The organism is Bradyrhizobium sp. LCT2 (assembly GCF_009931255.1).
In the GTDB taxonomy this organism is placed as follows: domain Bacteria; phylum Pseudomonadota; class Alphaproteobacteria; order Rhizobiales; family Xanthobacteraceae; genus Bradyrhizobium; species Bradyrhizobium diazoefficiens.
Genome location: NZ_CP034432.1, coordinates 5,589,380 through 5,609,224, shown reverse-complemented (window position 1 = coordinate 5,609,224; position 19,845 = coordinate 5,589,380). Strand labels below are relative to the sequence as shown.

Sequence of the window (19,845 nt, the reverse complement as noted above, 5' to 3'; positions counted from 1 at the left end):
TATGGTTTTCAAATATTTGACCGTGCGGCCTGTTGATGGGGGCGGAATCGGATGTTGCCACCGGGGCGCCGGCCGTGCTTCATCCCGTTTCCATGACCCGGAATACCGCGACCCGCGACAGACCGGTCAGGACAACGTAGTTTGAGGCCGGTAACGCGAGGCAAGAGACCGCATGTCGTCCTATTCTGATGACCTCCACCAGGCGGCGCTCGCCTATCATCGTCTGCCGCGCCCCGGCAAGCTCGAGATCCAGGCGACCAAGCCGCTTGCCAACCAGCGCGACCTCGCGCTTGCCTATTCTCCGGGCGTTGCGGCTGCCTGCACCGAGATCGCCAAGAACCCGGCCGAGGCGGCGACGCTGACCACCCGCGCCAACCTGGTCGCCGTGGTCTCGAACGGCACCGCGGTGCTCGGCCTCGGCAATATCGGCCCGCTGGCCTCCAAGCCCGTGATGGAGGGCAAGGCGGTCCTGTTCAAGAAGTTTGCCGGCATCGACGTGTTCGATATCGAGATCGCCGCCGACACCATCGACCGGGTGGTCGAGACCGTGGCGGCGCTCGAGCCGACTTTCGGCGGCATCAATCTCGAGGACATCCGCGGGCCGGAGTGCTTCGAGATCGAGGCGCGGCTGAAGGAGCGCATGAAGATCCCGGTCTTCCATGACGACCAGCACGGCACCGCGATCATCGTCGCCGCCGCCATCACCAACGGCCTCAGGCTGAACGGCAAGAAGCTGTCGGACGTCAAGATCGTGGCGTCAGGGGCAGGTGCTGCCGCGATTGCGACGCTCAATCTTCTGGTGTCGATGGGCGCGCAGCGCAAGAACATCTGGGTCTGCGACATCGACGGCCTCGTGCATGAGGGCCGCAACACCTCGATGGACCGCTGGAAGGCGGTCTATGCGCAGAAGACCGACAAGCGCACGCTCGCCGACGTCATCGGCGGCGCGGACATCTTCATCGGGCTGTCGGCACCGGGCGTCCTCAAGCCTGAGATGGCCAAGGCGATGGGCGACAAGCCGCTCATCATGGCGCTCGCCAATCCGACGCCCGAAATCATGCCGGAGGAAGCGCGGAAGGTGCGCCCCGACGCCATGATCTGCACCGGCCGCTCGGACTATCCGAACCAGGTCAACAACGTCCTGTGCTTTCCCTTCATCTTCCGCGGCGCGCTCGACGTCGGTGCCAGCGCCATCAACGAGGAGATGAAGCACGCCGCCGTCGAAGCCATCGCGCAGCTCGCGCGCGAGGCGCCGTCGGATGCGGTGGCGCAAGGGGTCGACACCGGCGAGATGGGAGGCTTCGGTCCGGGCTCGCTGATTCCGAGCCCGTTCGATCCACGGCTGATCCTGCGCGTGGCGCCGGCGGTCGCGAAGGCCGCGATCGAGTCGGGCGTCGCGACGCGCCCCATCACCAATTTCGACGAATATGCCGCGCAGCTCATGCGCTTCGCCTTCCGCTCCGGCCTCGTCATGAAGCCGATGTTCGCCAAGGCCAAGACCCAGCCGGTGCGCGTGATCTATGCCGAGGGCGAGGACGAGCGCGTGCTGCGCGCCACGCAGGTGGTGCTGGAGGAGAAGCTGGCGACGCCGATCCTGGTCGGTCGTCCGTCCGTGGTGGAGGCGCGCATCAAGCGCTTCGGCCTGTCGATCAAGGCCGGCAAGGATTTCGACCTCGTCAACCCCGAGGACGATCCGCGCTACCGATCCTACGTGCAGTCCTATGTCGAAGTCGCCGGCCGCCGCGGCGTGACGCCGGATGCGGCGCGCACGGTGGTACGCACCAACAACACGGTCATCGCCGCGCTCGCGGTGACGCGCGGGGAGGCGGATGCGATGCTCTGCGGCGTCGAGGGCCGCTACATGAGCCATCTGCGCCATGTCCGCGAGATCGTCGGCTTCTCAGCAGGGATCAGCGACTATGCGGCGCTGGCGCTGCTGATCACCAGCAAGGGCGCGTTCTTCATCGCCGATACGCAGGTTCGCCCCAACCCCAGCGCGGAAGAACTCGCCGAGATCGCCTCGCTCGCGGCGGTCCACGTCCAGCGCTTCAACATCAAGCCGAAGATCGCCTTCGTCTCGCATTCCGATTTCGGCAGCTACGACACCGAGTCCTCGCGCAAGATGCGCCGGGCGACCCAGCTCCTGAAGGAGAAGCATCCGGAGATCGAGGCCGACGGCGAGATGCAGGGCGACACGGCACTTTCGGCCGCTGCGCGCAAGATGGTGCTGCCGCACTCCAACCTCGAGGGCGAGGCCAACATCATGATCATGCCGACGCTCGACACCGCCAACGTCGCCTATCAGATGATCAAGTCGCTCGCGGATGCACTGCCCGTCGGCCCGATCCTGATCGGCCCGGCGCGCCCGGCGCATATCCTCACCCCCTCGGTGACCGCGCGCGGCATCCTCAACATGACTGCGGTCGCCGTCGTGGAAGCGCAGGAGCGCGCGGCGCGGCAGCAGCCGACGTTGTTTACCTGAGGCGGGACCTCTTCGCCTCTCCCCGCTTGCGGGGAGAGGCCGGATCGCATCGTCAGATGCGATCCGGGTGAGGGGGACTCTCCGCGAGTCCAATTCTCACCGCCCCCGTGGAGGCTCCCCTCACCCCAACCCTCTCAGCGCGAGCGAAGCTCGTCGCGGCCCCGCATCCGCCTTCGCCAAGGCTTCGGCGGACAAGAGCGGGGCGAGAGAGCACACCTCCGGCGCATCCGCCCTTCAATCTTTTCAAAACAGTTCTCCATTTCCCCGTTTGTAAACCGGCCAACGACTCTTCATAATCGCTCAGGACTTTCGTCCAAGTTCCGATCTTAGAAAGCCTGAGCCAAGAGGCCGATCATGCCAGCGTTCGTGACTTTCGGGCGAATTCTGTTCGCCGTGCTGTTCATCTACACGGGCGCGACGAAACTGTTCGCCATCCAGGCGACCGCCGATTTCATTGCCACCAAGGTCGTGGTGCCTGACATCATCGCGCCTTACGCCAAGCAGATCGAGACGGCGACCGCCATGACGACGCCGCAGCTGCTGGCGATCGCGGTCGGCGCGCTCGAGATCATCGCCGGCTTGATGATCGCGCTGAACTTCGGGGCGCGGTTCTTCGCCATGCTGCTGATCGTCTACGTCGCGGTCGCAACCGTGCTGTTCTACGACTTCTGGAATCTGGCGGCGCCCGACAACGCAAAGATGCTGGTCGATGCGCTGAAGAATCTCTCGATCATCGGTGCGCTCTGCATGATCATCGGCTATGGCCGCGCCACGCGGCCGGTCGAGGCGGCTTACGGGGACGTGTAGGGCGTTTTTGCAGGGAGCGTTGTTGCAGTGCACCTACGCCCGACGCCACGGTGTCACCGTGACGTCATGCGCCGCGTCGAGCACATAGGGCGCGTCCGGCTTCATCCCGTGTGACGCCAGCACCTCGTGCGGGGTCCGCTCGGGCACGCCGACAAAACAACCTTCGCCGCCGGGCAGGCGCAGATGCGGGGCTTCCGACAGCCAGAACGTGTCGTAACGGTCCATGAACATGTCGAACACGACGGGACCGCCGATGATCGCGACCATGCCGGAGGCGACATCGGCGAAGGCGCAGGCCTCCTCGAAGCTCGCGTGATCCGGATTCCACAATGTCGCGTTCGGCATCTCCGGATCGACGGTGAGGGCCTTGATCTTGCGGGTCGTGATCAGCCGCTTGCGCTTCGGAGAGTTCGGCTGCTGCTCATGTGAGTGCCGGCCGTGCACGATCAGCGCGGCGCGATCGAGCGCCTGCTCGAAGAACAGCTTGTCGCCTTCGAACTTCAGGCTGTCAGGCATGACATGGCTCGCGTCGGCGAGCATGCCGTCCGCGGAGACGATGACGTAGCCTTCGATACAGAAAGACAATTGCCGGCTATTCCGAAACGGTCGTCACCACGGAATTGACCGGGCGCTGGCTCACCGTCGGCAGCTTGACGTCCTTGAGCAGCTCCTGGTCGTATTCGGGCAGCGAAGACGCCGGGAACTTGGCGCGCATCGCCACCACCTTGTAGCCGCCTGCCTTTAGGCGCTTGAGGAGCTCGGGCAGGGCTTCTGCCGTATGCTTCTGGAAGTCGTGCATCAGGACGATGCCCTTGCCCTTGCTGTCGAGCTTCTTCATCACCGTCTCGATCACCTTCTCGGGCTTCGAGGCCTTGAAGTCGAACGAGTCGATGTCGCAGGAGAAGATCGCCGTGTTGCGGTTGCCGAGATAGGTGACCATCTCCGGCGGATGCTGGAGTGCCGGGAAGCGGAAGAACGGCGAGGGCGAGATGCCGCCGAGCGCCCATTTCACCGCCGACAGGCCCTTCTCGATTTCTTCCTTGCGCTGCGCTTCCGTGAGCTTCTTGTTGTTGAGATTGGCGTGCGACCAGGTGTGGGTGCCGACGGTGTGGCCGGCAGCGTAGACCTGCTTCAGGATTTCCGGCTCATAGGTCGCGTGCTTGCCGATCGAGAAGAAGATGCCGGTGGTGCATTCATCGGCGAGCGCCTTCAGCACGGCGGGCGTGTTCTTCGGCCAGGGGCCGTCGTCGAAGGTCAACACCACCTCCTTGTCGCGCAGGAAGTCGAGCTCCTTGAAGTGCTCGAAGCCGAAGCCTGGACCGCCTGTCGTGTCGATCTCGACGGTGCGGGCGACCCCGAGCGCGTCGGGTGTGTTGCAGGCCGCGCGTGCGGGCTGCGGCGCCTGCTTGGGCGGCGGCGGATTGACGAAGCCCGCTGGCGCGGCGGCCGCTGCAGGAGCCGGTGCTGCCGCTGGAGCAGCCGGCGTCGCGGCCGGTGCGGCACCCGTTGCGGCGGCGGGCTTCGCGGCCGGGGCCTGCGACCATGCCGCGCCGGTCATGCCTAAAGACATCGCGCTTGCCAAAATCAGTCCTGCCGCCACACGCATGGTGTTGTCCTCGAGATTGATCCCGTTGTTCCGCCGTGACTTTTCGCCTCCGGCAAAACCATCCTGCCCCAAACGATCTTAGCCTAGATGGTGGGCCATCGCCATTGCAACGGCTGTTTGGCATCCCGCCACAATTGTGCCCAACCGGATGGGGCGCGTTGCATCAAGTGTCGGCCAGCGTCTTGGCAATCGCCGTCTTGATTCGCGTATCGGTCGGCTCGATGGCGGAGGCAAATACCTCGGCGATATAGCCGTCACGCCCGATCAGGTATTTGTGGAAGTTCCAACGCGGAACATCCTTCGGGCGCGCGTCGGCCGCCCATTTGTAGAACGGATGCGCCCTCGCGCCGATCACTGTGGCCTTGGCCGCGATCGGGAAGGTAACGCCGTATTGGTGGTGCGCGGTCTCCGTGATCTCGCTCGTTCCGCCCGGCTCCTGGCCGCCGAAATCGTTGGAGGGCACGCCGATCACGGTGAGCCCGCGCTCGCGAAACTCGCTCCAGAGCTCTTGCAGCCCCGCGTATTGGGGCGTGTAGCCGCAGAGCGAGGCGGTGTTGACCACCAGCAGCGGTTTGCCGGTGAAAGCGGCGAGGCGGATGTCGTCGCCGGACAACGCGGAAAAGGAGAAGGCGTAGGCCGAGATCCGGCTCATGCCGCCATCGGCGACCGCGCGCGTCACCGGAGCGACGGCGCCTGCAAGCGCCGCGATGAGCATGGTCCTTCGGTTCATCATGACGGCGTCCCCCGAAACGATCCGGGATGCATGTTACTCCGCCGCTGCGATCGGCCTCGTCAACACCGCGTTATCGGGAGCGGCGAAGCGCCTGGAGCCATTTCCGTTCCGATGGATCGGGCGCTCGAAAACGCTCTAGTAGAGCCGGACGATGAAATCAGTGCCTTCGCCGGTTTCGCCCTGGTTGATGCCCTGGTCGGAGACGATGACCGAGCCGCCCGAGGTCAGCATCTCGTTGATCTTCGCCATGGTGTCGGCGGGGATCGCGATGCGGTCGAGCGCCTCAGCCGGGTTGTCCGGCGTGACCACCGGCTTTGCGGCGACGGGGATCACGGCGGCGCCACGCTGGCGGCGCGTCACGCGGCTGTCATCCTCGCGCGCGGCGGCGCGAGCGGAGACGGGCAGCGACACCACCGACCAATGCAATGCATTGGCGTCGGTCTTGTCGACTTCGGCGGTGAAGACGTGCGTGCCGAGCGGCCGGTCGCTCGCGGCGATCGTAACCGGCACCTCGAACAGCGGCGCGAAATTCTGCCGCACGTAGAGCTTGGAATCCTTGCGACTGATGAAGACGGCGATCTGGCCGGCCCGCTTGGGCGCTTCCGGCTTCGCCGCAGGCGCAGGATCGGCAACGCGGCTCTCGTCCTTCTTGGCGTCCGGCGCGGGTGCCGTAGCCGTCACGGCGGCATCAGGCTTCCTTGCGGCGTCGGCCGCGTCAGTCTTGACGGGCTCGGACTTGACGGCCTCGACCTTGTCGGCGGGCCTGTCGTCGGAGGCCGTGGTCGCTTTGGGTGCCTCGGCGGAATCGGTCGGCTTCGCATCGGCGTTTGCCGGCCTGGCCGCGTCAGACGCTTCGGCGGTTTTCGTTGCGTCAAGCTTGTCGGCCGGTGCGGCCGCTTCCGCGCGGGCCGGCGCATTGCCCGTCGTCATGTCCGACATCACGGTGTGGCCGACCGACGAGCGCAGCTCGAGCACGCTCTCGGCGCTGGCGGTCTTGGTCTCGGGCGGTTTGGCTTCAGTGACCTTGGCTGGTGCGCCCTTGTCGGCCTTGTCGCCGATGTTGGTCTGAGGCTCGACGCTGGCCGCGGGCTGCGGCGGCACGCGCACGGAGGCGAGCAGCGGGTGCTGGAAGCTGTGCGGCGTCATCTCGCCGGGCGAGACGATGACGCGTGCACCCATCTTGGTCCAATTCCACATCTTCACCGCGAACGCCATCGGCATGCGGATGCAGCCATGCGAGGCCGGATAACCCGGCAGCACGCCGGCATGCATGGCGACACCGGACCAGGTGATCCGCTGCATGTACGGCATCGGCGCGCCGCTATAGATGTTGGAGTGGTGGAATTTGTGCTTCTGGATGACGCTGAACACACCCATCGGCGTCGAGTGGCCCTTCATGCCTGTCGACACCGGGGATTCCGCGAACACGCCGTTGGTGTCGTAGACCGTCACCTTCTGCCGGTCGATCGAGACGACGATGACGAGCGGCCCTTGCGGCTTGGTGCCGACTTCCTTCTCGGCAACCGCGTCCTTCTTGCCGGCCGCGCCGCGCTTCTGCGGCTTCTGGCGCGGGACTTCGAGATGCCGATCCTGACGGGAGGCGTAGGACCCGTCGGAATAATCCGTCCAGTAGTAAAATGCTGCGTCCGCCTGGCTTGCCGTACCGATCGCACCAGCCGTCGCCAAAATGGCGACCTGCCACAGCCGCGCCGGCTTGGCAGAAGAACCGGACCCCTTCACGCTATTCATCCTCGAATCCATAATCCAAATCAGACATTAGTCTCGTAGAGGGGATACGCGTTCACCGGCAAGGCAGTTCTGCCATCAGCTACATTTGTCCAAGACGTAGCAAAAAAGCCTCACGGAGCGGTAAACGGCGGCCGCTCCTCGCGGCCAGTCGCCTTCCTGTCTGGCTGTCTCATCCCTACATTGCGGGTACTTGTTACCGGAGAACTTCATGTCATCTCGTTTCCCCGGTCTTTCCGGCATCCGCTTGAAAGGCCTTGCTTTATTCCTCCTGGCTCTGGTCGTGCCGGTGGCTTCCGCCCAGGCTGCCGACGAGCCGGATCTGATCTTCCGCCGCTCGACCGTCTTCAAATGGGTCAGCCCGAATGACAAGCTCGCGACCTACGGCCTCGATGATCCCGAGGTGGAAGGTGTCGCCTGTCATTTCACCGTGCCGGAGAAGGGTGGTTTCAAGGGCTGGCTCGGCCTTGCCGAGGAGGTCTCGGACATCTCGCTCGCCTGCCGCCAGGTCGGGCCCATCAAGTTCAAGGACAAGATGGAACAAGGCGACGACATGTTCCGCAGGCGACGCTCGCTGTTCTTCAAGAAGATGCAGATCGTGCGTGGCTGCGACGCCAAGCGCAACGTGCTGGTCTACATGGTCTATTCGGACAAGCTGATCGAGGGCTCGCCGAAGAACTCGACCTCGACCGTGCCGATCATGCCGTGGGGACCGGCGGACGCCAACGTCCAGAAGTGCGGCGAATTCTTCACTCAGTGACGCCGTTTGCGTTCACTCAGTGACGCGTTTGCGTTCACTCGGTGACGACAGCACGGTTGACGCGCGGTTTTGCGAGATGCGAGCCGGTCAGCCGCACGAACATCTGCGGCGCGGCCTCAAAGCCGCGGCTCGATTGCAGCGCCATTTCGCTCGTCGAAGTGACGGGGCCGCGAACAGGTCGTTGATCTCCGCGGTCCGTCCGCTGCTCCGCTTCGCGCGTCGTTGCGCGTTTTCCCGCCATCATGATGGCCATCCCTCACGTGATCGCGCCCGGTGATCCGGGCGTCTCGGTTTCGATGGCTTGGGTCGCAGCCGAAGCGCCCCCGGTTCGACAGGGCCCAACCTTCGTTTGGCTTCTCTTCAGCAGAAAAACGTAAAATGCGTATGAAGCGTGCAAGGCGCGCGCGTGACAGCGCGCCCCCGGCGCATGTTCGTGCTGGAACAAGGACTTGCCGGGTTACGTTGAGTTGCGGCGCAACCTGACTGAAATGATTGGCATTTTCCGAGAATTGTTTCGTCGCATCGGACCGGACGAAACAATTCTCACGGAGATGAAACCATTTTCCGCCTTTGGCGCATCACGCGCGAAACCACCCATGGTTATCAGCTTCACAACGACGGCGGTGCACCGCCGGCGACATTGAGGGACAAGACCATGCGCGCGCTCAGCTTCATCCTTGCTTTCGGTTTTGTCCTCGCCGGTTCCTCGTTCGCAGGCGCGCCAGACGGCAATCTGCCGGGCATCGGCACCTTCCAGTACAGCGGCTCGCCGGTCATTACCCCGTCGCCGCAGCCGATCGTGGTCGCCGCGCGCTTCTGATCGCCAACAAGAAAATCAGCCGTTAAAGGCCATCATGAATCTTCGCATTTGCGCCGCAGCGCTCATTTCCCTTCTCACGATCAGTTCCGTCCAGGCGCAAGTGCGCTCTCCCTCCAGATTGCCTGATCCCCGCACCGAGTTCGTGCGGCAGTGCGCGCCACGCATGCTCGGGCGCTGGGAGCATCCGGAGGAAGTCTGCGGCTGTCTGCATGACCATGCCGCCGCGGTCGTCGAGGACCGCGATCTGCGCGAGGCGCTGCTGCGCGGCATCAGCGAGACCGGCGTTCCGACGATCGAGACCGATTGGGTGCCGACGTCCAAGCAGGGCGAGATCGGCCCGACCTTCACCAAGATCGCCAAGCCCACCTTGCAGTGCATGTTCGATCCGGCGAAGTAGCCTCTCCGATTATCATTTCGATTTCGGCCCGTGCCGCGGCACGCAGGAACTCGTTTGCGCGATCCCCTTGTCGGTCATCTTCGCGCCGCGGACCTCCTTGACCTGTCCGGCCGGGCAGGTTCCGTCATCCACCAGCACGCGCTGGCCAAGTTTCAGATCCACGATGTCCTGCTCGCGCCCGACGGTGCCTGCGCGCGCCGTCGAGGCAAGCGCGATGACGATCAGGAGCGAGAGGCAGGCTGCGCGGCGGAGTGACATGATGAGGGCTCCCGGAATCGATGCCGCAATGTAGGGAGCGGTCGCCGATTCTGATAGCAAAGCTTCGTCACGCACGCCGGGCCGATCTGCCCTTCACGCGCAACGCGGCACGCGATTCCCGCGCGAGCCGTTCCGCGGATGCCACGAGCTTCGGAACCGCATGCCCGGAAAATCCCAGCACGAAGCCGGGCAGGGGACGTGTGCGCGAATAGGTGTCGGCCAACAGCCAGCCTTCGGCGCCGGCGGCCAGCTTCGCCTCGGCCGCGACCGATAGATCGACCGACGGATCGAACCTTGCGACAAGATGCAGGCCCTGCGAGGGGACCGGTACGGACAGCACACCGTCGGATCTGGCCTCCAGCGTCTCAGCCAGCGCGTCGCGAGCCTCGCGATAGAGCTTTCGCACCCGCTTCAGGTTCGCCGCAAAGGCGCCGGAGTTGAGCATGTCGGCCACCGCGCCTTCCATCAGCGTGCCGGGAAAGCGGTCGAGCGCGGTGCGCGCGGCTGTCACGTCGGCGATCAGGCGCTCGGGCAGGGCGCAATAGCCGATGCGCAGGCCCGGAAACAGCGTCTTGGCGAACGTGCCCATGTAGATCACGCGCTGGAGATGATCGATGCCGGCAAGCGACATCAGCGGCGCGCCGTCATAGCGGAACTCGCTGTCGTAATCGTCCTCCAGCACGAAGGCGCCGGCCTGCTTGGCCCAGTCGAGCAGTTCGAGCCGGCGCGGCATCGACATCTGCACGCCCAGCGGAAACTGGTGCGACGGCGTCACATAGGCCGCGCGCGCGGACGGTGCCGACGTGCGGCCCTTGGCGATGCGCATCCCGTGCTCGTCGACGGGGACGGGCACGGCGCGATAGCCGCAATGCGCGATGGTCTTGCGCGCGGCGGGGTAACCTGGGTCCTCGCACCAGACCTGGTCGCCCGCCTTCAGGATCGCACTCAGCACGATGCGCAGGGCGTGCAGCGTGCCCGACGTGAGCATGATCTGGTCGGGATCGCAGCGCAGGCCGCGCGCCGACAATAGATGATCGGCGATCGCCGCCCGCAGCTCGCGGCTGCCGCGGGGATCGCCATAATGAAGATGCTCGGACCCGAACGCGCGCATGCGCCGGCCGACAAAGGCGCGGAAGCGCTGCACGGCGCGTTCGTCGATATGGGTGCAGCCGAGCGAGAACGCGCCTTGCTGCGGTGCTTCGACGATCACCTTCGGCTTCTTAGGCTCGGCGGCACGCGCTGGAATCCGCGCGGCGACGAAGGTGCCGGAGCCGACGGTGGCATCGGCAAAGCCGTCGGCGATCAGGCGTTCATAGGCGGTGACGACGGCGTTGCGTCGGAAGCCCGTTTGCTTGGCCAATGTGCGCGACGGCGGCAGCGGCTCGCCAGGCTTGACGAGGCCGGAGACGATCATCTCGCACAGCGCCTGGTAGAGCCTGTGCGCCGCCGATGCGCCGGCGGTGATGTGCGCCCCGGTGAGGTCGAGCGGCAGTTCGGCCTTGGCGGGCGAGGGCGAATTGGTCGGAATTTTTTGCATGGAATTGGCACTATCGCAGACCAAATCGGCCGCTACAACTGCCCTGGAACTGTTCCATTCACGACAGGAGCGGCCGTGAGCCAGACCGAGACTTCAAATTCCTATCCGACCTCAGCGCGCAACCAGGTGAAGCGCCGTCACGACCGCGGCTTCTACGATCACGACACGGTTCATCGCATCCTGGATTCCTCGATGCTCTGTCATGTCGCCTATGTCATCGACGGCCAGCCCTATTGCACGCCGACCTTCTTCTGGCGCGAGGGGACGAAGCTCTATTGGCACGGCTCGAGCGCCAGCCGCATGCTGCGCAACCAGACCAGGGGCGAGCGCGTGTGTCTCACCGTCGCCCATCTCGACAGCCTCGTGCTGGCGCGCTGTGGCTTCAACCACTCCGCCGACTATCGCGCGGTGATGGCGTTCGGCACCGCCTATCTCGTCACCGACCCCGAGGAGAAGGAGCGGGCGGTGATCGCCATGGTCGACCGATTTTTCCCGGACCGCACCGCGAGCCTGCGGGCGAGCAACACGCAGGAGATCAAGGCGACCTCCTTCATCGCCATGGAGATCGAGGAGGCCTCGGCAAAAATCCGCGCCAAGGGTGTTGCGGACGACGACGAGGACTATGCGTTGCCGATCTACGCCGAGCGCATTCCCGTGCGCACCGTGCTCGGTGCTCCGGAGCCGTGTCCGCGCCTGCTGGAGGGTGTGACGCGCCCGGCGACGCTCGATGGCTATTCGGAAGGCCGCCTGCTCGAAGATGCATTGCGGGATGCATATTTTGTGGAGTACCCGAACGGCTGAAATCGGCTAGCTTGCGCGCTCCTTGGGACCATTCGAATGCCTGGAGTTGCCTGATGAATGCCGAAACGCAGCAGAGGATTGTTGACGCCGTCGATGCCGGCTTCGAAGCCCAGCTTGCGACCACCCGTGATTTCGTTGCGATCCCCTCGATCCGCGGGGCCGAGGGGCCGTGCCAGGACATGATCGGCGACCTCCTGCGCGCGCGCGGCTACGAGGTCGACGACTGGCACATCAATGTCGACGATTTGAAGGATCTGCGCGGCTTCGGTCCGATCGAGCATGATTTTTCCAAGGCGCGCTCGGTGGTGGGCACCTACCGTCCACAAACGGGCGGCGGCAAATCGCTGATCCTCCAGGGCCACTGCGACGTGGTGCCGGCAGGCCCGCTGGAATTGTGGGACACCCCGCCATTCTCGCCCGTCATCAAGGACGGCAAGATGTTCGGCCGCGGCGCCTGCGACATGAAGTCGGGCACGATCGGCGCGCTCTATGCACTCGATGCCATCAAGGCCGCCGGCCTCAAGCCGACAGGGCGGATCCACTTCCAGTCCGTCATCGAGGAGGAGAGCACCGGTGTCGGCGCGCTCTCGACGCTGCAGCGCGGCTACCGCGCGGACGCCTGCTTCATCCCGGAACCGACCGGCGGCAAGATGGTGCGCTCGCAGGTCGGCGTGATCTGGTTTCGCCTGCGCGTGAAGGGCCATCCGACCCATGTCGCGTTCGCCGGCTCCGGCTCCAATGCGATCATGGCGGCCTATCATCTGGTCCATGCGCTGCAAAAGCTCGAGATCGAATGGAACGAGCGGGCCAAGGCCGATCGCCATTTTGGGACGATCAACCATCCCATTAACTTCAACCCCGGCATCATCAAGGGCGGCGACTGGGCCTCCAGCGTCCCGGCCTGGTGCGACGTCGACTGCCGCATCGCGATCCTGCCGGGCTGGTCGGTGGCCGATCACCAGAAGGAGATCATGGCCTGCGTCACTGCTGCCTCGCGCAACCACCGCTTCCTCGCCAACAACCCGCCGGAGGTCGAATGGTCGGGCTTTTTGTCGGAAGGTTATGAGCTGACCGACGCGGCAGCGCCCGAGGCGGCATTCGGCAAGGCCTTCAACAAGGTCTATGGCGGCGCAGTCGAGGACCTCGTCTTCACCGCGCTCACCGACACCCGCTTCTACGGCCTCAATCACGGTATCCCGAGCCTGTGCTTCGGCGCCAGCGGCGGCGAGATGCACGGCTTCAACGAATACGTTGATCTGGAGTCGCTGAAGAAGACGACCAAGGCCATGGCGCTGTTCATCGCGGAGTGGTGCGGGGTGGAGAAGGCGTAGGTCACTCTCCGACGTCATTGCGAACAAAACGTTTGGTCATTCCGGGGCGCCTAAAGGGCGAACCCGGAATCTCGAGATTCCGGGTTCGATTCTTTGCATCGCCCCGGAATGACGAGTGGAGAGGCTAGCGGTGCCTCGTCCAGATACTTTAAGCTTAAAATAAAGACTAGGATGCGGCCGTTCCCGGTGGCAGACTGGCGGCCGCCTTGAGTCCGTCGAGGGAGTAACGATGCGCGATTGGGACGACGCTTACGCCAATTCGGCCCATATCCCGGGCTCAGACAAGATGCCGGCGCAGTGGGCGGAGCGGGCGGCGGCCTACCGCGCCGGGCTGAAGGAGTTTCGCGCCGACATCGCCTATGGCGCCGGTGAACGCCAGCGCTTCGACCTGGTCCTGCCCGACGGCGACAGCAAGGGCCTCGTCGTCTTCGTCCATGGCGGCTACTGGATGCGCTTCGACAAGTCGGCGTGGACCGATCTTGCCGAAGGCGCGCGGCACCAGGGCTGGACCGTGGCGCTGCCGAGCTACACGCTGACGCCGGCTGCGCGCGTCTCCGACATCACCGCTGAGATCACCGCCGCGATTGCGACAGCGGCCTCGCTTGTCGCAGGTCCCATCCGCCTTGCCGGCCACTCGGCCGGCGGCCATCTCGTCACGCGCATGCTGTGCGATGACAGCCGGCTGGAGCCCGCCGTCTACAACCGCATTGCCGGCACGCTCTCGATCAGCGGGTTGCACGACTTGCGTCCGCTGCTCAAGACCAAGATGAACGAGACGCTGCGCATGACCATGGAGGAGGCGACGCTCGAAAGCGCGGCGCTGCATCTGCCGCGCGGGCATTCGCCTGTGACCGCCTGGGTCGGCGGCGGCGAGCGGCCCGAATTCATCCGCCAGTCCGATCTACTGGCCAATGTCTGGACCGGCTTCGACGTGCCGACGCGCCTCGTCGTCGAGCCGGCGCTGAACCATTTCACCGTGATCGACGGGCTCAAGGATCCGTCGTCGCAGATTACCGCGCGCCTGATCGGCCTCGACTGAGCCGGGCCGGAATGATCGATCGGGAGGGCCAGCCATGACGTCCAGCGATTACGATCCTGCAAGCGAAGGCGCCGAGACCGACTTCTCCCGGCGCATGTCCTATGGCGATTATCTGGCGCTGGATGCGATCCTCGGCGCGCAGCATCCGCTGTCGGAAGCGCATGACGAGATGCTGTTCATCATCCAGCATCAGACTACGGAGCTGTGGATGCGGCTCGCCATCCACGAGCTCAGCGCCGCGCGCCGTGCCATCGCCAGGGACGAGGTGCAACCCGCGATGAAGATGCTGGCGCGGATGTCGCGCATCTTCGAGCAGCTCAATAACGCCTGGGACGTGCTGCGCACGATGACGCCGAGCGAATACACGCGCTTCCGCTCGCAGCTCGGCCAGTCCTCGGGCTTCCAGTCGCGGCAGTACCGGCTGATCGAATATCTGCTCGGCAACCGCAATCACGCCATGCTGAAGCCGCACGCGCACGATGCCGAGGTGACGAAGCTGCTCGAGGCCGAGCTCGCGACGCCGAGCCTCTATGACGAGGTGCTGCGGCTGGCCGACCGCAACGGACTCACGATGCCGGCGGCGGTGCTGTCGCGCGATGTCCGCGAGACCCACAGCTTCAACGAGGGCGTGCTACAGGCCTGGCGTGTCGTCTATGAAGCGCCGGAGACGCACTGGATGCTGTACGAGCTCGCCGAGAAGCTGGTCGACTTCGAGGACTATTTCCGGCGCTGGCGCTTCAACCACGTGACGACGGTCGAGCGGGTCATCGGCTTCAAGCGGGGCACCGGCGGCACCGGCGGCGTCAGCTATCTCAAGCGCATGCTGGAGGTCGAGCTGTTCCCCGAACTTTGGCGCGTCCGCACCATCCTCTAGAGATGTCCCATGACCAAGTCGAAGCTTCGCGTCTATGACGACACCAGGGCGATGTTCCATCTGCCTGACGGCGTGATCTATCTCGACGGCAATTCACTCGGCGCGCTGCCGCTGGGCGTTGCCGAGCGCGTCAGCCGCGTCATCACCACCGAGTGGGGCGACGCGCTGATCCGAGCCTGGAACACCGCGGGCTGGTATGCCCAGCCGCGCCATGTCGGCGATCGCATCGCCCGGCTGATCGGCGCGGAAGCCGGCTCCGTGATGGTCGGCGACACGCTGTCGCTGAAGGTCTACCAGGCGCTTGCGGCCGCGCTCGACATGAGCGCATCGCGCAAGGTCGTCCTGTCCGACACCGGCAATTTCCCGACCGACCTTTACATGGCCGAAGGCCTGATCGCGACGCTCGGGCGCGGGCATCAATTGCGACTGGTCGCGCCGGAGGAGATCGAGGCTGCGTTGTCGGAGGAGATCGCGGTCCTCTACATCACCGAGGTCGATTACCGCACCGGCCGCCGGCACGACATGGCGAAGCTGACGGCGAAAGCCCATGCGCTCGGCATCGTCACGGTCTGGGATCTCGCCCATTCGGCCGGCGCACTGCCGGTCGATCTTGCAGGGTCAGGTGCCGATTTCGCCGCGGGGTGCACCTACAAATACATCAACGCCGGCCCCGGCGCGCCAGCCTTCCTTTACGTCGCGCCGCGCCACGCCGACAGTGCGCGCGCCGCGCTGTCGGGCTGGATGGGCCACGCGAAGCCGTTCGCGTTTGAACTCGCCTATGTCGCCGCCGGCGGCATCGAGCGCATGCGCGTCGGCACCCCGCCGGTGCTGGCGATGGCGGCGCTGGAGGCTTCGCTCGACATATGGGACCGCGTCGATATCGCCGAGGTCCGCGCGCGCTCGCTGGCACTCGGCGATCTCCTGATCGCGGAAGTCGGGCGCCGCTGTCCGTCCCTAGAGCTGGTGACCCCGCGCGCGCATGAGCGCCGCGGCTCGCAAGTTTCCTTCGCCTTCGATGGCGGCTACGCCGCCATGCAGGCCCTGATCGCCCGCGGCGTCATCGGCGATTTCCGCGCTCCCGACATCATGCGCTTCGGCATCACGCCGCTGTATATCGGCGGGAGCGAAGTGATGAGGGCGGCTGAGATCATCGAGGAGGTGATCGCAGGCGAGGTATGGCGCCGGCCGGAATATCAGGTCGTGAACGCGGTGACGTGAGGACGGTGCCCGCCCATCCGTCATCGCGAGGAGCCCTTGCGACGAAGCAATCCAGGATCCTTCCGCAGAGACGTTCTGGATTGCTTCGCTTCGCTCGCAATGACGCAGGAGAGATCAGGAGCGCTCGCCCCACAGCGCCTGCACGATCGCATCGAGCCCGTCGGTGAGCGCGGCCGGCCCCGGCTGGAGAATGATCGGTGACTTGATCTCGACGATGCGGTTGTCCCGCACGGCCGGAATTTCATCCCACCCCTCGCGCGCGCGGATGCGGGCAGGCACAACCTTCTTGCCGCACCATGATGCGAGGATCACGTCGGGGGCGGCCTGACGCACGTCGTCCGCCGAGACGATCCGATCCTTGGCCGCCTGCCGATGCCGTAGCTCCGGAAACACGTCCGCGCCGCCGGCGATCTCGATCAGCTCGGACACCCAGCCGATGCCTGATATCAACGGGTCGTCCCACTCCTCGAAATAGACCTTTGGCTGCGGCGAGGGACGGGGCGTTGCGGCGATCGCGGCGAGACGCAGCTCGAATCCTTGGGCGAGTTCCTGGGCGCGCTTGGCGGCGCCGACCAGCGCGCCCAGCGTCCGGATCATCGCCAGTATTCCCGCAACGTCGCGCTGGTTGAAGACGTGGACGTCGAGCCCGGCGCGCACCAGATCGGCGACGATGCCGGCCTGGAGATCGGAGAAGGCGAGCACGAGATCCGGTTCCAGCGCCAGAACCTTCGGGATGTCCGCCGACACGAAGGCCGACACCCGCGGCTTCTCGCGCCGCACTTGCGGCGGGCGCACGGCGTAGCCGGAGACGCCGACGATGCGGTCCTGCTCGCCGAGCAGATAGAGCGTTTCGACCGTCTCTTCGGTCAGGCAGACGATGCGGCGGGGAGGGAAGTGACGCATGGGAGCAGCATATGCACAAATGCGGGCGCCGATGTCAGCATGGCCATGACCTCGGACGTCATTGCTTTGGCGCGCGAAGCAATTCACGCTGGGACAACAACGAATTGGGAGGAAATCCGATGACGCCGCTCGAGAAACTTAAAGCGATGAAGATGCCGTTCGCCGAGCTCAAGGGCGTCGAATTCGTCGAGGCCGAGAAGGACCGCGTGGTGGCGCGGATGACCGTCCGCCCCGATCTCTGCACCCTCCACCACACCATCCACGGCGGTGCGGTGATGGCGCTGGCCGATTCCGTCGGCGCGGCGGCGACCGTCATCAACCTGCCCGAGGACGCCAAGGGGACGACCACGCTGGAGAGCAAGACCAATTTCATCGGGGGCGCGAAGGAGGGAACCACGCTCATCGCAACCGCCACCCCCGTCCACCGGGGCCGGCGGACCCAGGTTTGGACCACCCGTTTGGAAACCGAGGACGGCAAGCTGGTCGCGGTGGTGACCCAGACGCAGCTGGTCCTCGTATAACTACGGGCCTTTGATTTTGTTAACGAAATAGTCGCTCCCGATGCCATTAACTTGGGCAGGTTCCAGTCTTGAAAATTATGGTGCGATGCACAACATAGGGAGCCTAGGGATTCGAACGCCTCCTCGAGGGACACCAAGAGGAGTTTTGACGTGGTACTTGAAGAGACGCTCCGCACCGCCCCAGGCTATGTGCGGACCCTGATCCAGCAGGAAGAATTGCCGCTGCTGCGCGACCACCTGCTGAGGCTCGATGCCGAAAGCCGGCATGATCGTTTCAACGGTTTTCTCGACGACAGCTTCATCGAGCGTTACGCCGCCCGCTGTGCCGAAGACGGCACCGTGATCGTCGCCTATATCGTCGACGGCGTGGTCCGCGGTGCGGCCGAGCTGCATCCGCCGGAGCACGATTCGCTGCCCGAAGTCGCCTTCAGCGTGGAGGCCTCCGCACGCCGCCAGGGCGTCGGCACCGTGGTGTTCCGCCGCCTGATCGCGGAAGCGCGCTGGAGAGGCTACAAGCGCCTGCGCATCACCACCGGCGCGGAGAATCACGCGATGCGGGCGCTCGCCAGGAAGTTCGGCGCCCATCTCGCTTTCCACCATGGCGAATCGACCGGCACGATCGATCTCGCCAAGACGCCGGAAGCCGAGCTGGCCGACCTCGCGGCCGCGCCGTTCACGGCCGGGCGCGCGCTTCTCAGCTTCAACTCGACCTGCTGGAAGATCATCTCCAGCATGTACGGCAATCGCGCCGCCTGAATCAAAAAGCGGACCGGCAAAACCGGTCCGCTCTTGTATTGGGGAGTGTGGATGAGGCGCTCAGGTGCCGGTGCGTGTACCGGTGCCGAAGCGGCGGACGACGCGGCGCTCGACCACCACCGAGCGCTGTGCGCCCTGTTCGCCCGCGATCACGCGCGTGGCGGTGATGCGGCTGTTGGTGCGGGCCTGCTTCTTCACCTCGGCCTGGACGACATCGAGCGGCATCCCCATCAGAGCTGCGGCGATCTCGGCCTGCTGCTCCTGGTCGTCGGTGATGCCGACGGCGGCGAAGATCGCCTCGTCCAGGGTGGGCGGATCGTGACGCACGCGCCGCGTGCCGTACTTGGTATTCCAGTCTGCGCTCATGGGGGCCTCGTTTCGATCCGGGATACCTAGTGCCGCCTATGTTGCATTGCAATACGAATTTGGTGTGGCAGCTCAGCTATTCACGGCTTGCATCGATCCCGTGTCAGGACGGTGACGGAGCACCGGCGTCGATCTTGATCCGTTGCTGCGGCCAGCGCTTCAGCGCGGCATGTCCAGCCGCGGTCAGCCCGTAGATTCCCCGCTCGGTGCGTTCGAACCAGCCATACACATTGTTAAGCAATATCTTGCCGGCATCCGGACAGCGGTCGCGCAGCTCGCCCACGCGCCGTGGGCCGTCGGCGAGCGCCGCGGCGCAGGCCAGTGCCTGCTGCCGATAGGCGGTCATGATCGGCGCGCGGGTGCTGCCGCCGAGCGCCGGATCGCCCTGGCGGCGCTGATGCTCGGCAACGAGGCGCGAGCGCTTCTTCGGCTCGCGTCGCGGCGCCGCGGTCGGCGGCTTCACCAGCACCTCGACCTGGCCGCGGTCGGTGACCCCCAGCATGCCGAAGCCGAGGCGGCGGCAGAGATTGCGATAGCGCGAGTCGCTCTCGCGGCCCTTGCCGCGCACCGACATCTTTGCCGCAATCCAGACCTCGTCGCCGGCCGGCGCGCGGTCGACCGCCTGGAGGATCAGCTCGAGATTGAAGGCGAGCTTGAGCTCGCCGATCACCACCACCGGCGGATCGCCGGCGCTGAGGCCGACCAGATCGCAGCCGCCGATCTCGCCCTTGACCGTGAAGCCGAGCTCTTCGAGGAAGCGTTTGACGGGCAGGTAGAGCGCGGTTTCCACAGGTGTTCCGATCGGAGAATCAATTGTGGACAGTCTAGAGCGTTCAGGGTTCCGATTGAATCAGAGCCGGCACTCATCAGACGACCGGATCGGACTTCGA

General features: G+C 65.2%; 23 protein-coding genes. 13 read left to right on the top strand and 10 right to left on the bottom strand.

Features of this window, described 5'->3' with window-relative positions; genetic code table 11:
* The first annotated feature begins 172 nt into the window (after positions 1 to 172).
* A complete protein-coding gene (locus EI171_RS26970; RefSeq protein ID WP_028171125.1) occupies positions 173 to 2,482 on the top strand; it encodes an NADP-dependent malic enzyme in 2,310 nt (769 codons plus the stop codon).
* Positions 2,483 to 2,836: 354 nt separating this feature from the next.
* Complete coding sequence (locus tag EI171_RS26965; RefSeq protein ID WP_011086919.1) at positions 2,837 to 3,289, top strand: DoxX family membrane protein; 453 nt, start codon at positions 2,837 to 2,839, stop codon at positions 3,287 to 3,289.
* 33 nt (positions 3,290 to 3,322) lie between these two features.
* Here EI171_RS26965 and EI171_RS26960 read toward each other — a convergent pair whose 3' ends face one another.
* From EI171_RS26960 to EI171_RS26945, 4 genes are all read right to left on the bottom strand, one after another.
* A complete protein-coding gene (locus EI171_RS26960) occupies positions 3,323 to 3,874 on the bottom strand; it encodes a dihydrofolate reductase (protein ID WP_028171126.1) in 552 nt (183 codons plus the stop codon).
* Positions 3,875 to 3,881: 7 nt separating this feature from the next.
* A complete protein-coding gene (locus tag EI171_RS26955) occupies positions 3,882 to 4,895 on the bottom strand; it encodes a polysaccharide deacetylase family protein (protein ID WP_161535150.1) in 1,014 nt (337 codons plus the stop codon).
* A gap of 163 nt (positions 4,896 to 5,058) precedes the next feature.
* Positions 5,059 to 5,628, bottom strand: coding sequence for a glutathione peroxidase (locus EI171_RS26950; RefSeq protein WP_161535149.1), 570 nt, complete (start codon positions 5,626 to 5,628; stop codon positions 5,059 to 5,061).
* A 135-nt stretch (positions 5,629 to 5,763) separates the two neighbouring features.
* Positions 5,764 to 7,377 carry a L,D-transpeptidase family protein gene (locus tag EI171_RS26945; protein WP_161535148.1) on the bottom strand — a complete coding sequence of 538 codons (1,614 nt, stop codon included), beginning with the start codon at positions 7,375 to 7,377 and terminating at the stop codon, positions 5,764 to 5,766.
* A gap of 208 nt (positions 7,378 to 7,585) precedes the next feature.
* On the opposite strand from EI171_RS26945, the gene EI171_RS26940 reads away from it, so the two are divergent.
* Positions 7,586 to 8,134 carry a CreA family protein gene (locus EI171_RS26940; RefSeq protein ID WP_011086924.1) on the top strand — a complete coding sequence of 183 codons (549 nt, stop codon included), beginning with the start codon at positions 7,586 to 7,588 and terminating at the stop codon, positions 8,132 to 8,134.
* Between the two features lie 34 nt (positions 8,135 to 8,168).
* Here EI171_RS26940 and EI171_RS26935 read toward each other — a convergent pair whose 3' ends face one another.
* The gene (locus EI171_RS26935; RefSeq protein ID WP_246740266.1) at positions 8,169 to 8,378 is read right to left on the bottom strand and encodes a hypothetical protein; all 210 of its coding nucleotides are present in this window, start codon (positions 8,376 to 8,378) and stop codon (positions 8,169 to 8,171) included.
* Between the two features lie 205 nt (positions 8,379 to 8,583).
* Here EI171_RS26935 and EI171_RS26930 point away from each other — a divergent pair, with 205 nt between their 5' ends.
* Genes EI171_RS26930 through EI171_RS26925 form a run of 3 tightly spaced genes read left to right on the top strand, consistent with a single transcriptional unit; the run spans position 8,584 to position 9,351 of the window.
* Entirely contained in the window at positions 8,584 to 8,778 is a 195-nt protein-coding gene (locus EI171_RS26930; protein ID WP_161535146.1) for a hypothetical protein, read from the top strand.
* Positions 8,779 to 8,789: 11 nt separating this feature from the next.
* A complete protein-coding gene (locus EI171_RS44960; RefSeq protein WP_202633020.1) occupies positions 8,790 to 8,954 on the top strand; it encodes a hypothetical protein in 165 nt (54 codons plus the stop codon).
* A gap of 34 nt (positions 8,955 to 8,988) precedes the next feature.
* Positions 8,989 to 9,351 carry a hypothetical protein gene (locus tag EI171_RS26925; protein WP_038966792.1) on the top strand — a complete coding sequence of 121 codons (363 nt, stop codon included), beginning with the start codon at positions 8,989 to 8,991 and terminating at the stop codon, positions 9,349 to 9,351.
* A gap of 12 nt (positions 9,352 to 9,363) precedes the next feature.
* Here the strand turns inward: EI171_RS26925 and EI171_RS26920 are convergent, their stop codons facing one another.
* A complete protein-coding gene (locus tag EI171_RS26920) occupies positions 9,364 to 9,609 on the bottom strand; it encodes a DUF6719 family protein (protein ID WP_161535145.1) in 246 nt (81 codons plus the stop codon).
* Positions 9,610 to 9,676: 67 nt separating this feature from the next.
* The gene (locus EI171_RS26915; RefSeq protein ID WP_161535144.1) at positions 9,677 to 11,146 is read right to left on the bottom strand and encodes a PLP-dependent aminotransferase family protein; all 1,470 of its coding nucleotides are present in this window, start codon (positions 11,144 to 11,146) and stop codon (positions 9,677 to 9,679) included.
* 75 nt (positions 11,147 to 11,221) lie between these two features.
* Here EI171_RS26915 and EI171_RS26910 point away from each other — a divergent pair, with 75 nt between their 5' ends.
* The 5 genes from EI171_RS26910 to kynU all read left to right on the top strand — a co-directional run bounded on the left by EI171_RS26910 (position 11,222) and on the right by kynU (position 16,409).
* Complete coding sequence (locus EI171_RS26910) at positions 11,222 to 11,947, top strand: pyridoxamine 5'-phosphate oxidase family protein (protein ID WP_028171134.1); 726 nt, start codon at positions 11,222 to 11,224, stop codon at positions 11,945 to 11,947.
* A gap of 53 nt (positions 11,948 to 12,000) precedes the next feature.
* Positions 12,001 to 13,278 (top strand): ArgE/DapE family deacylase, encoded by a 1,278-nt coding sequence (locus tag EI171_RS26905; protein WP_161535143.1) that lies wholly within the window; start codon positions 12,001 to 12,003, stop codon positions 13,276 to 13,278.
* A 229-nt stretch (positions 13,279 to 13,507) separates the two neighbouring features.
* Complete coding sequence (locus EI171_RS26900; RefSeq protein WP_028171136.1) at positions 13,508 to 14,317, top strand: alpha/beta hydrolase; 810 nt, start codon at positions 13,508 to 13,510, stop codon at positions 14,315 to 14,317.
* A 34-nt stretch (positions 14,318 to 14,351) separates the two neighbouring features.
* Complete coding sequence (gene kynA, locus EI171_RS26895) at positions 14,352 to 15,191, top strand: tryptophan 2,3-dioxygenase (protein WP_011086931.1); 840 nt, start codon at positions 14,352 to 14,354, stop codon at positions 15,189 to 15,191.
* Between the two features lie 9 nt (positions 15,192 to 15,200).
* Positions 15,201 to 16,409 carry a kynureninase gene (kynU, locus tag EI171_RS26890; RefSeq protein WP_161535142.1) on the top strand — a complete coding sequence of 403 codons (1,209 nt, stop codon included), beginning with the start codon at positions 15,201 to 15,203 and terminating at the stop codon, positions 16,407 to 16,409.
* A gap of 114 nt (positions 16,410 to 16,523) precedes the next feature.
* On the opposite strand, the gene EI171_RS26885 is transcribed toward kynU, so the two are convergent.
* Entirely contained in the window at positions 16,524 to 17,312 is a 789-nt protein-coding gene (locus tag EI171_RS26885; protein WP_161535141.1) for a cobalamin-binding protein, read from the bottom strand.
* Between the two features lie 119 nt (positions 17,313 to 17,431).
* Between EI171_RS26885 and EI171_RS26880 the strand changes: the two genes are divergently transcribed.
* Both EI171_RS26880 and EI171_RS26875 read left to right on the top strand, forming a co-directional pair.
* On the top strand, positions 17,432 to 17,833 hold the full coding sequence (locus EI171_RS26880; protein WP_038966793.1) for a PaaI family thioesterase: 402 nt from the start codon (positions 17,432 to 17,434) through the stop codon (positions 17,831 to 17,833).
* Positions 17,834 to 17,983: 150 nt separating this feature from the next.
* The gene (locus EI171_RS26875) at positions 17,984 to 18,589 is read left to right on the top strand and encodes a GNAT family N-acetyltransferase (RefSeq protein WP_161535140.1); all 606 of its coding nucleotides are present in this window, start codon (positions 17,984 to 17,986) and stop codon (positions 18,587 to 18,589) included.
* A gap of 60 nt (positions 18,590 to 18,649) precedes the next feature.
* Here the strand turns inward: EI171_RS26875 and EI171_RS26870 are convergent, their stop codons facing one another.
* Both EI171_RS26870 and EI171_RS26865 read right to left on the bottom strand, forming a co-directional pair.
* Positions 18,650 to 18,955, bottom strand: coding sequence for a hypothetical protein (locus EI171_RS26870; protein ID WP_028171140.1), 306 nt, complete (start codon positions 18,953 to 18,955; stop codon positions 18,650 to 18,652).
* Between the two features lie 103 nt (positions 18,956 to 19,058).
* Complete coding sequence (locus EI171_RS26865; protein ID WP_161535139.1) at positions 19,059 to 19,745, bottom strand: DUF2161 domain-containing phosphodiesterase; 687 nt, start codon at positions 19,743 to 19,745, stop codon at positions 19,059 to 19,061.
* Between the last annotated feature and the right edge of the window lie 100 nt (positions 19,746 to 19,845).

What these genes read in the sequence shown, in the direction of transcription:
- EI171_RS26970 (WP_028171125.1), top strand. Translation starts at nt 173, where the DNA reads ATGTCGTCCTATTCTGATGACCTCCACCAGGCGGCGCTCGCCTATCAT.
- EI171_RS26965 (WP_011086919.1), top strand. Translation starts at nt 2,837, where the DNA reads ATGCCAGCGTTCGTGACTTTCGGGCGAATTCTGTTCGCCGTGCTGTTC.
- EI171_RS26955 (WP_161535150.1), bottom strand. Translation starts at nt 4,895, where the DNA reads ATGCGTGTGGCGGCAGGACTGATTTTGGCAAGCGCGATGTCTTTAGGC.
- EI171_RS26950 (WP_161535149.1), bottom strand. Translation starts at nt 5,628, where the DNA reads ATGATGAACCGAAGGACCATGCTCATCGCGGCGCTTGCAGGCGCCGTC.
- EI171_RS26945 (WP_161535148.1), bottom strand. Translation starts at nt 7,377, where the DNA reads ATGAATAGCGTGAAGGGGTCCGGTTCTTCTGCCAAGCCGGCGCGGCTG.
- EI171_RS26940 (WP_011086924.1), top strand. Translation starts at nt 7,586, where the DNA reads ATGTCATCTCGTTTCCCCGGTCTTTCCGGCATCCGCTTGAAAGGCCTT.
- EI171_RS26935 (WP_246740266.1), bottom strand. Translation starts at nt 8,378, where the DNA reads ATGATGGCGGGAAAACGCGCAACGACGCGCGAAGCGGAGCAGCGGACG.
- EI171_RS44960 (WP_202633020.1), top strand. Translation starts at nt 8,790, where the DNA reads ATGCGCGCGCTCAGCTTCATCCTTGCTTTCGGTTTTGTCCTCGCCGGT.
- EI171_RS26925 (WP_038966792.1), top strand. Translation starts at nt 8,989, where the DNA reads ATGAATCTTCGCATTTGCGCCGCAGCGCTCATTTCCCTTCTCACGATC.
- EI171_RS26920 (WP_161535145.1), bottom strand. Translation starts at nt 9,609, where the DNA reads ATGTCACTCCGCCGCGCAGCCTGCCTCTCGCTCCTGATCGTCATCGCG.
- EI171_RS26915 (WP_161535144.1), bottom strand. Translation starts at nt 11,146, where the DNA reads ATGCAAAAAATTCCGACCAATTCGCCCTCGCCCGCCAAGGCCGAACTG.
- EI171_RS26905 (WP_161535143.1), top strand. Translation starts at nt 12,001, where the DNA reads ATGAATGCCGAAACGCAGCAGAGGATTGTTGACGCCGTCGATGCCGGC.
- EI171_RS26900 (WP_028171136.1), top strand. Translation starts at nt 13,508, where the DNA reads ATGCGCGATTGGGACGACGCTTACGCCAATTCGGCCCATATCCCGGGC.
- kynA (WP_011086931.1), top strand. Translation starts at nt 14,352, where the DNA reads ATGACGTCCAGCGATTACGATCCTGCAAGCGAAGGCGCCGAGACCGAC.
- kynU (WP_161535142.1), top strand. Translation starts at nt 15,201, where the DNA reads ATGACCAAGTCGAAGCTTCGCGTCTATGACGACACCAGGGCGATGTTC.
- EI171_RS26885 (WP_161535141.1), bottom strand. Translation starts at nt 17,312, where the DNA reads ATGCGTCACTTCCCTCCCCGCCGCATCGTCTGCCTGACCGAAGAGACG.
- EI171_RS26880 (WP_038966793.1), top strand. Translation starts at nt 17,432, where the DNA reads ATGACGCCGCTCGAGAAACTTAAAGCGATGAAGATGCCGTTCGCCGAG.
- EI171_RS26870 (WP_028171140.1), bottom strand. Translation starts at nt 18,955, where the DNA reads ATGAGCGCAGACTGGAATACCAAGTACGGCACGCGGCGCGTGCGTCAC.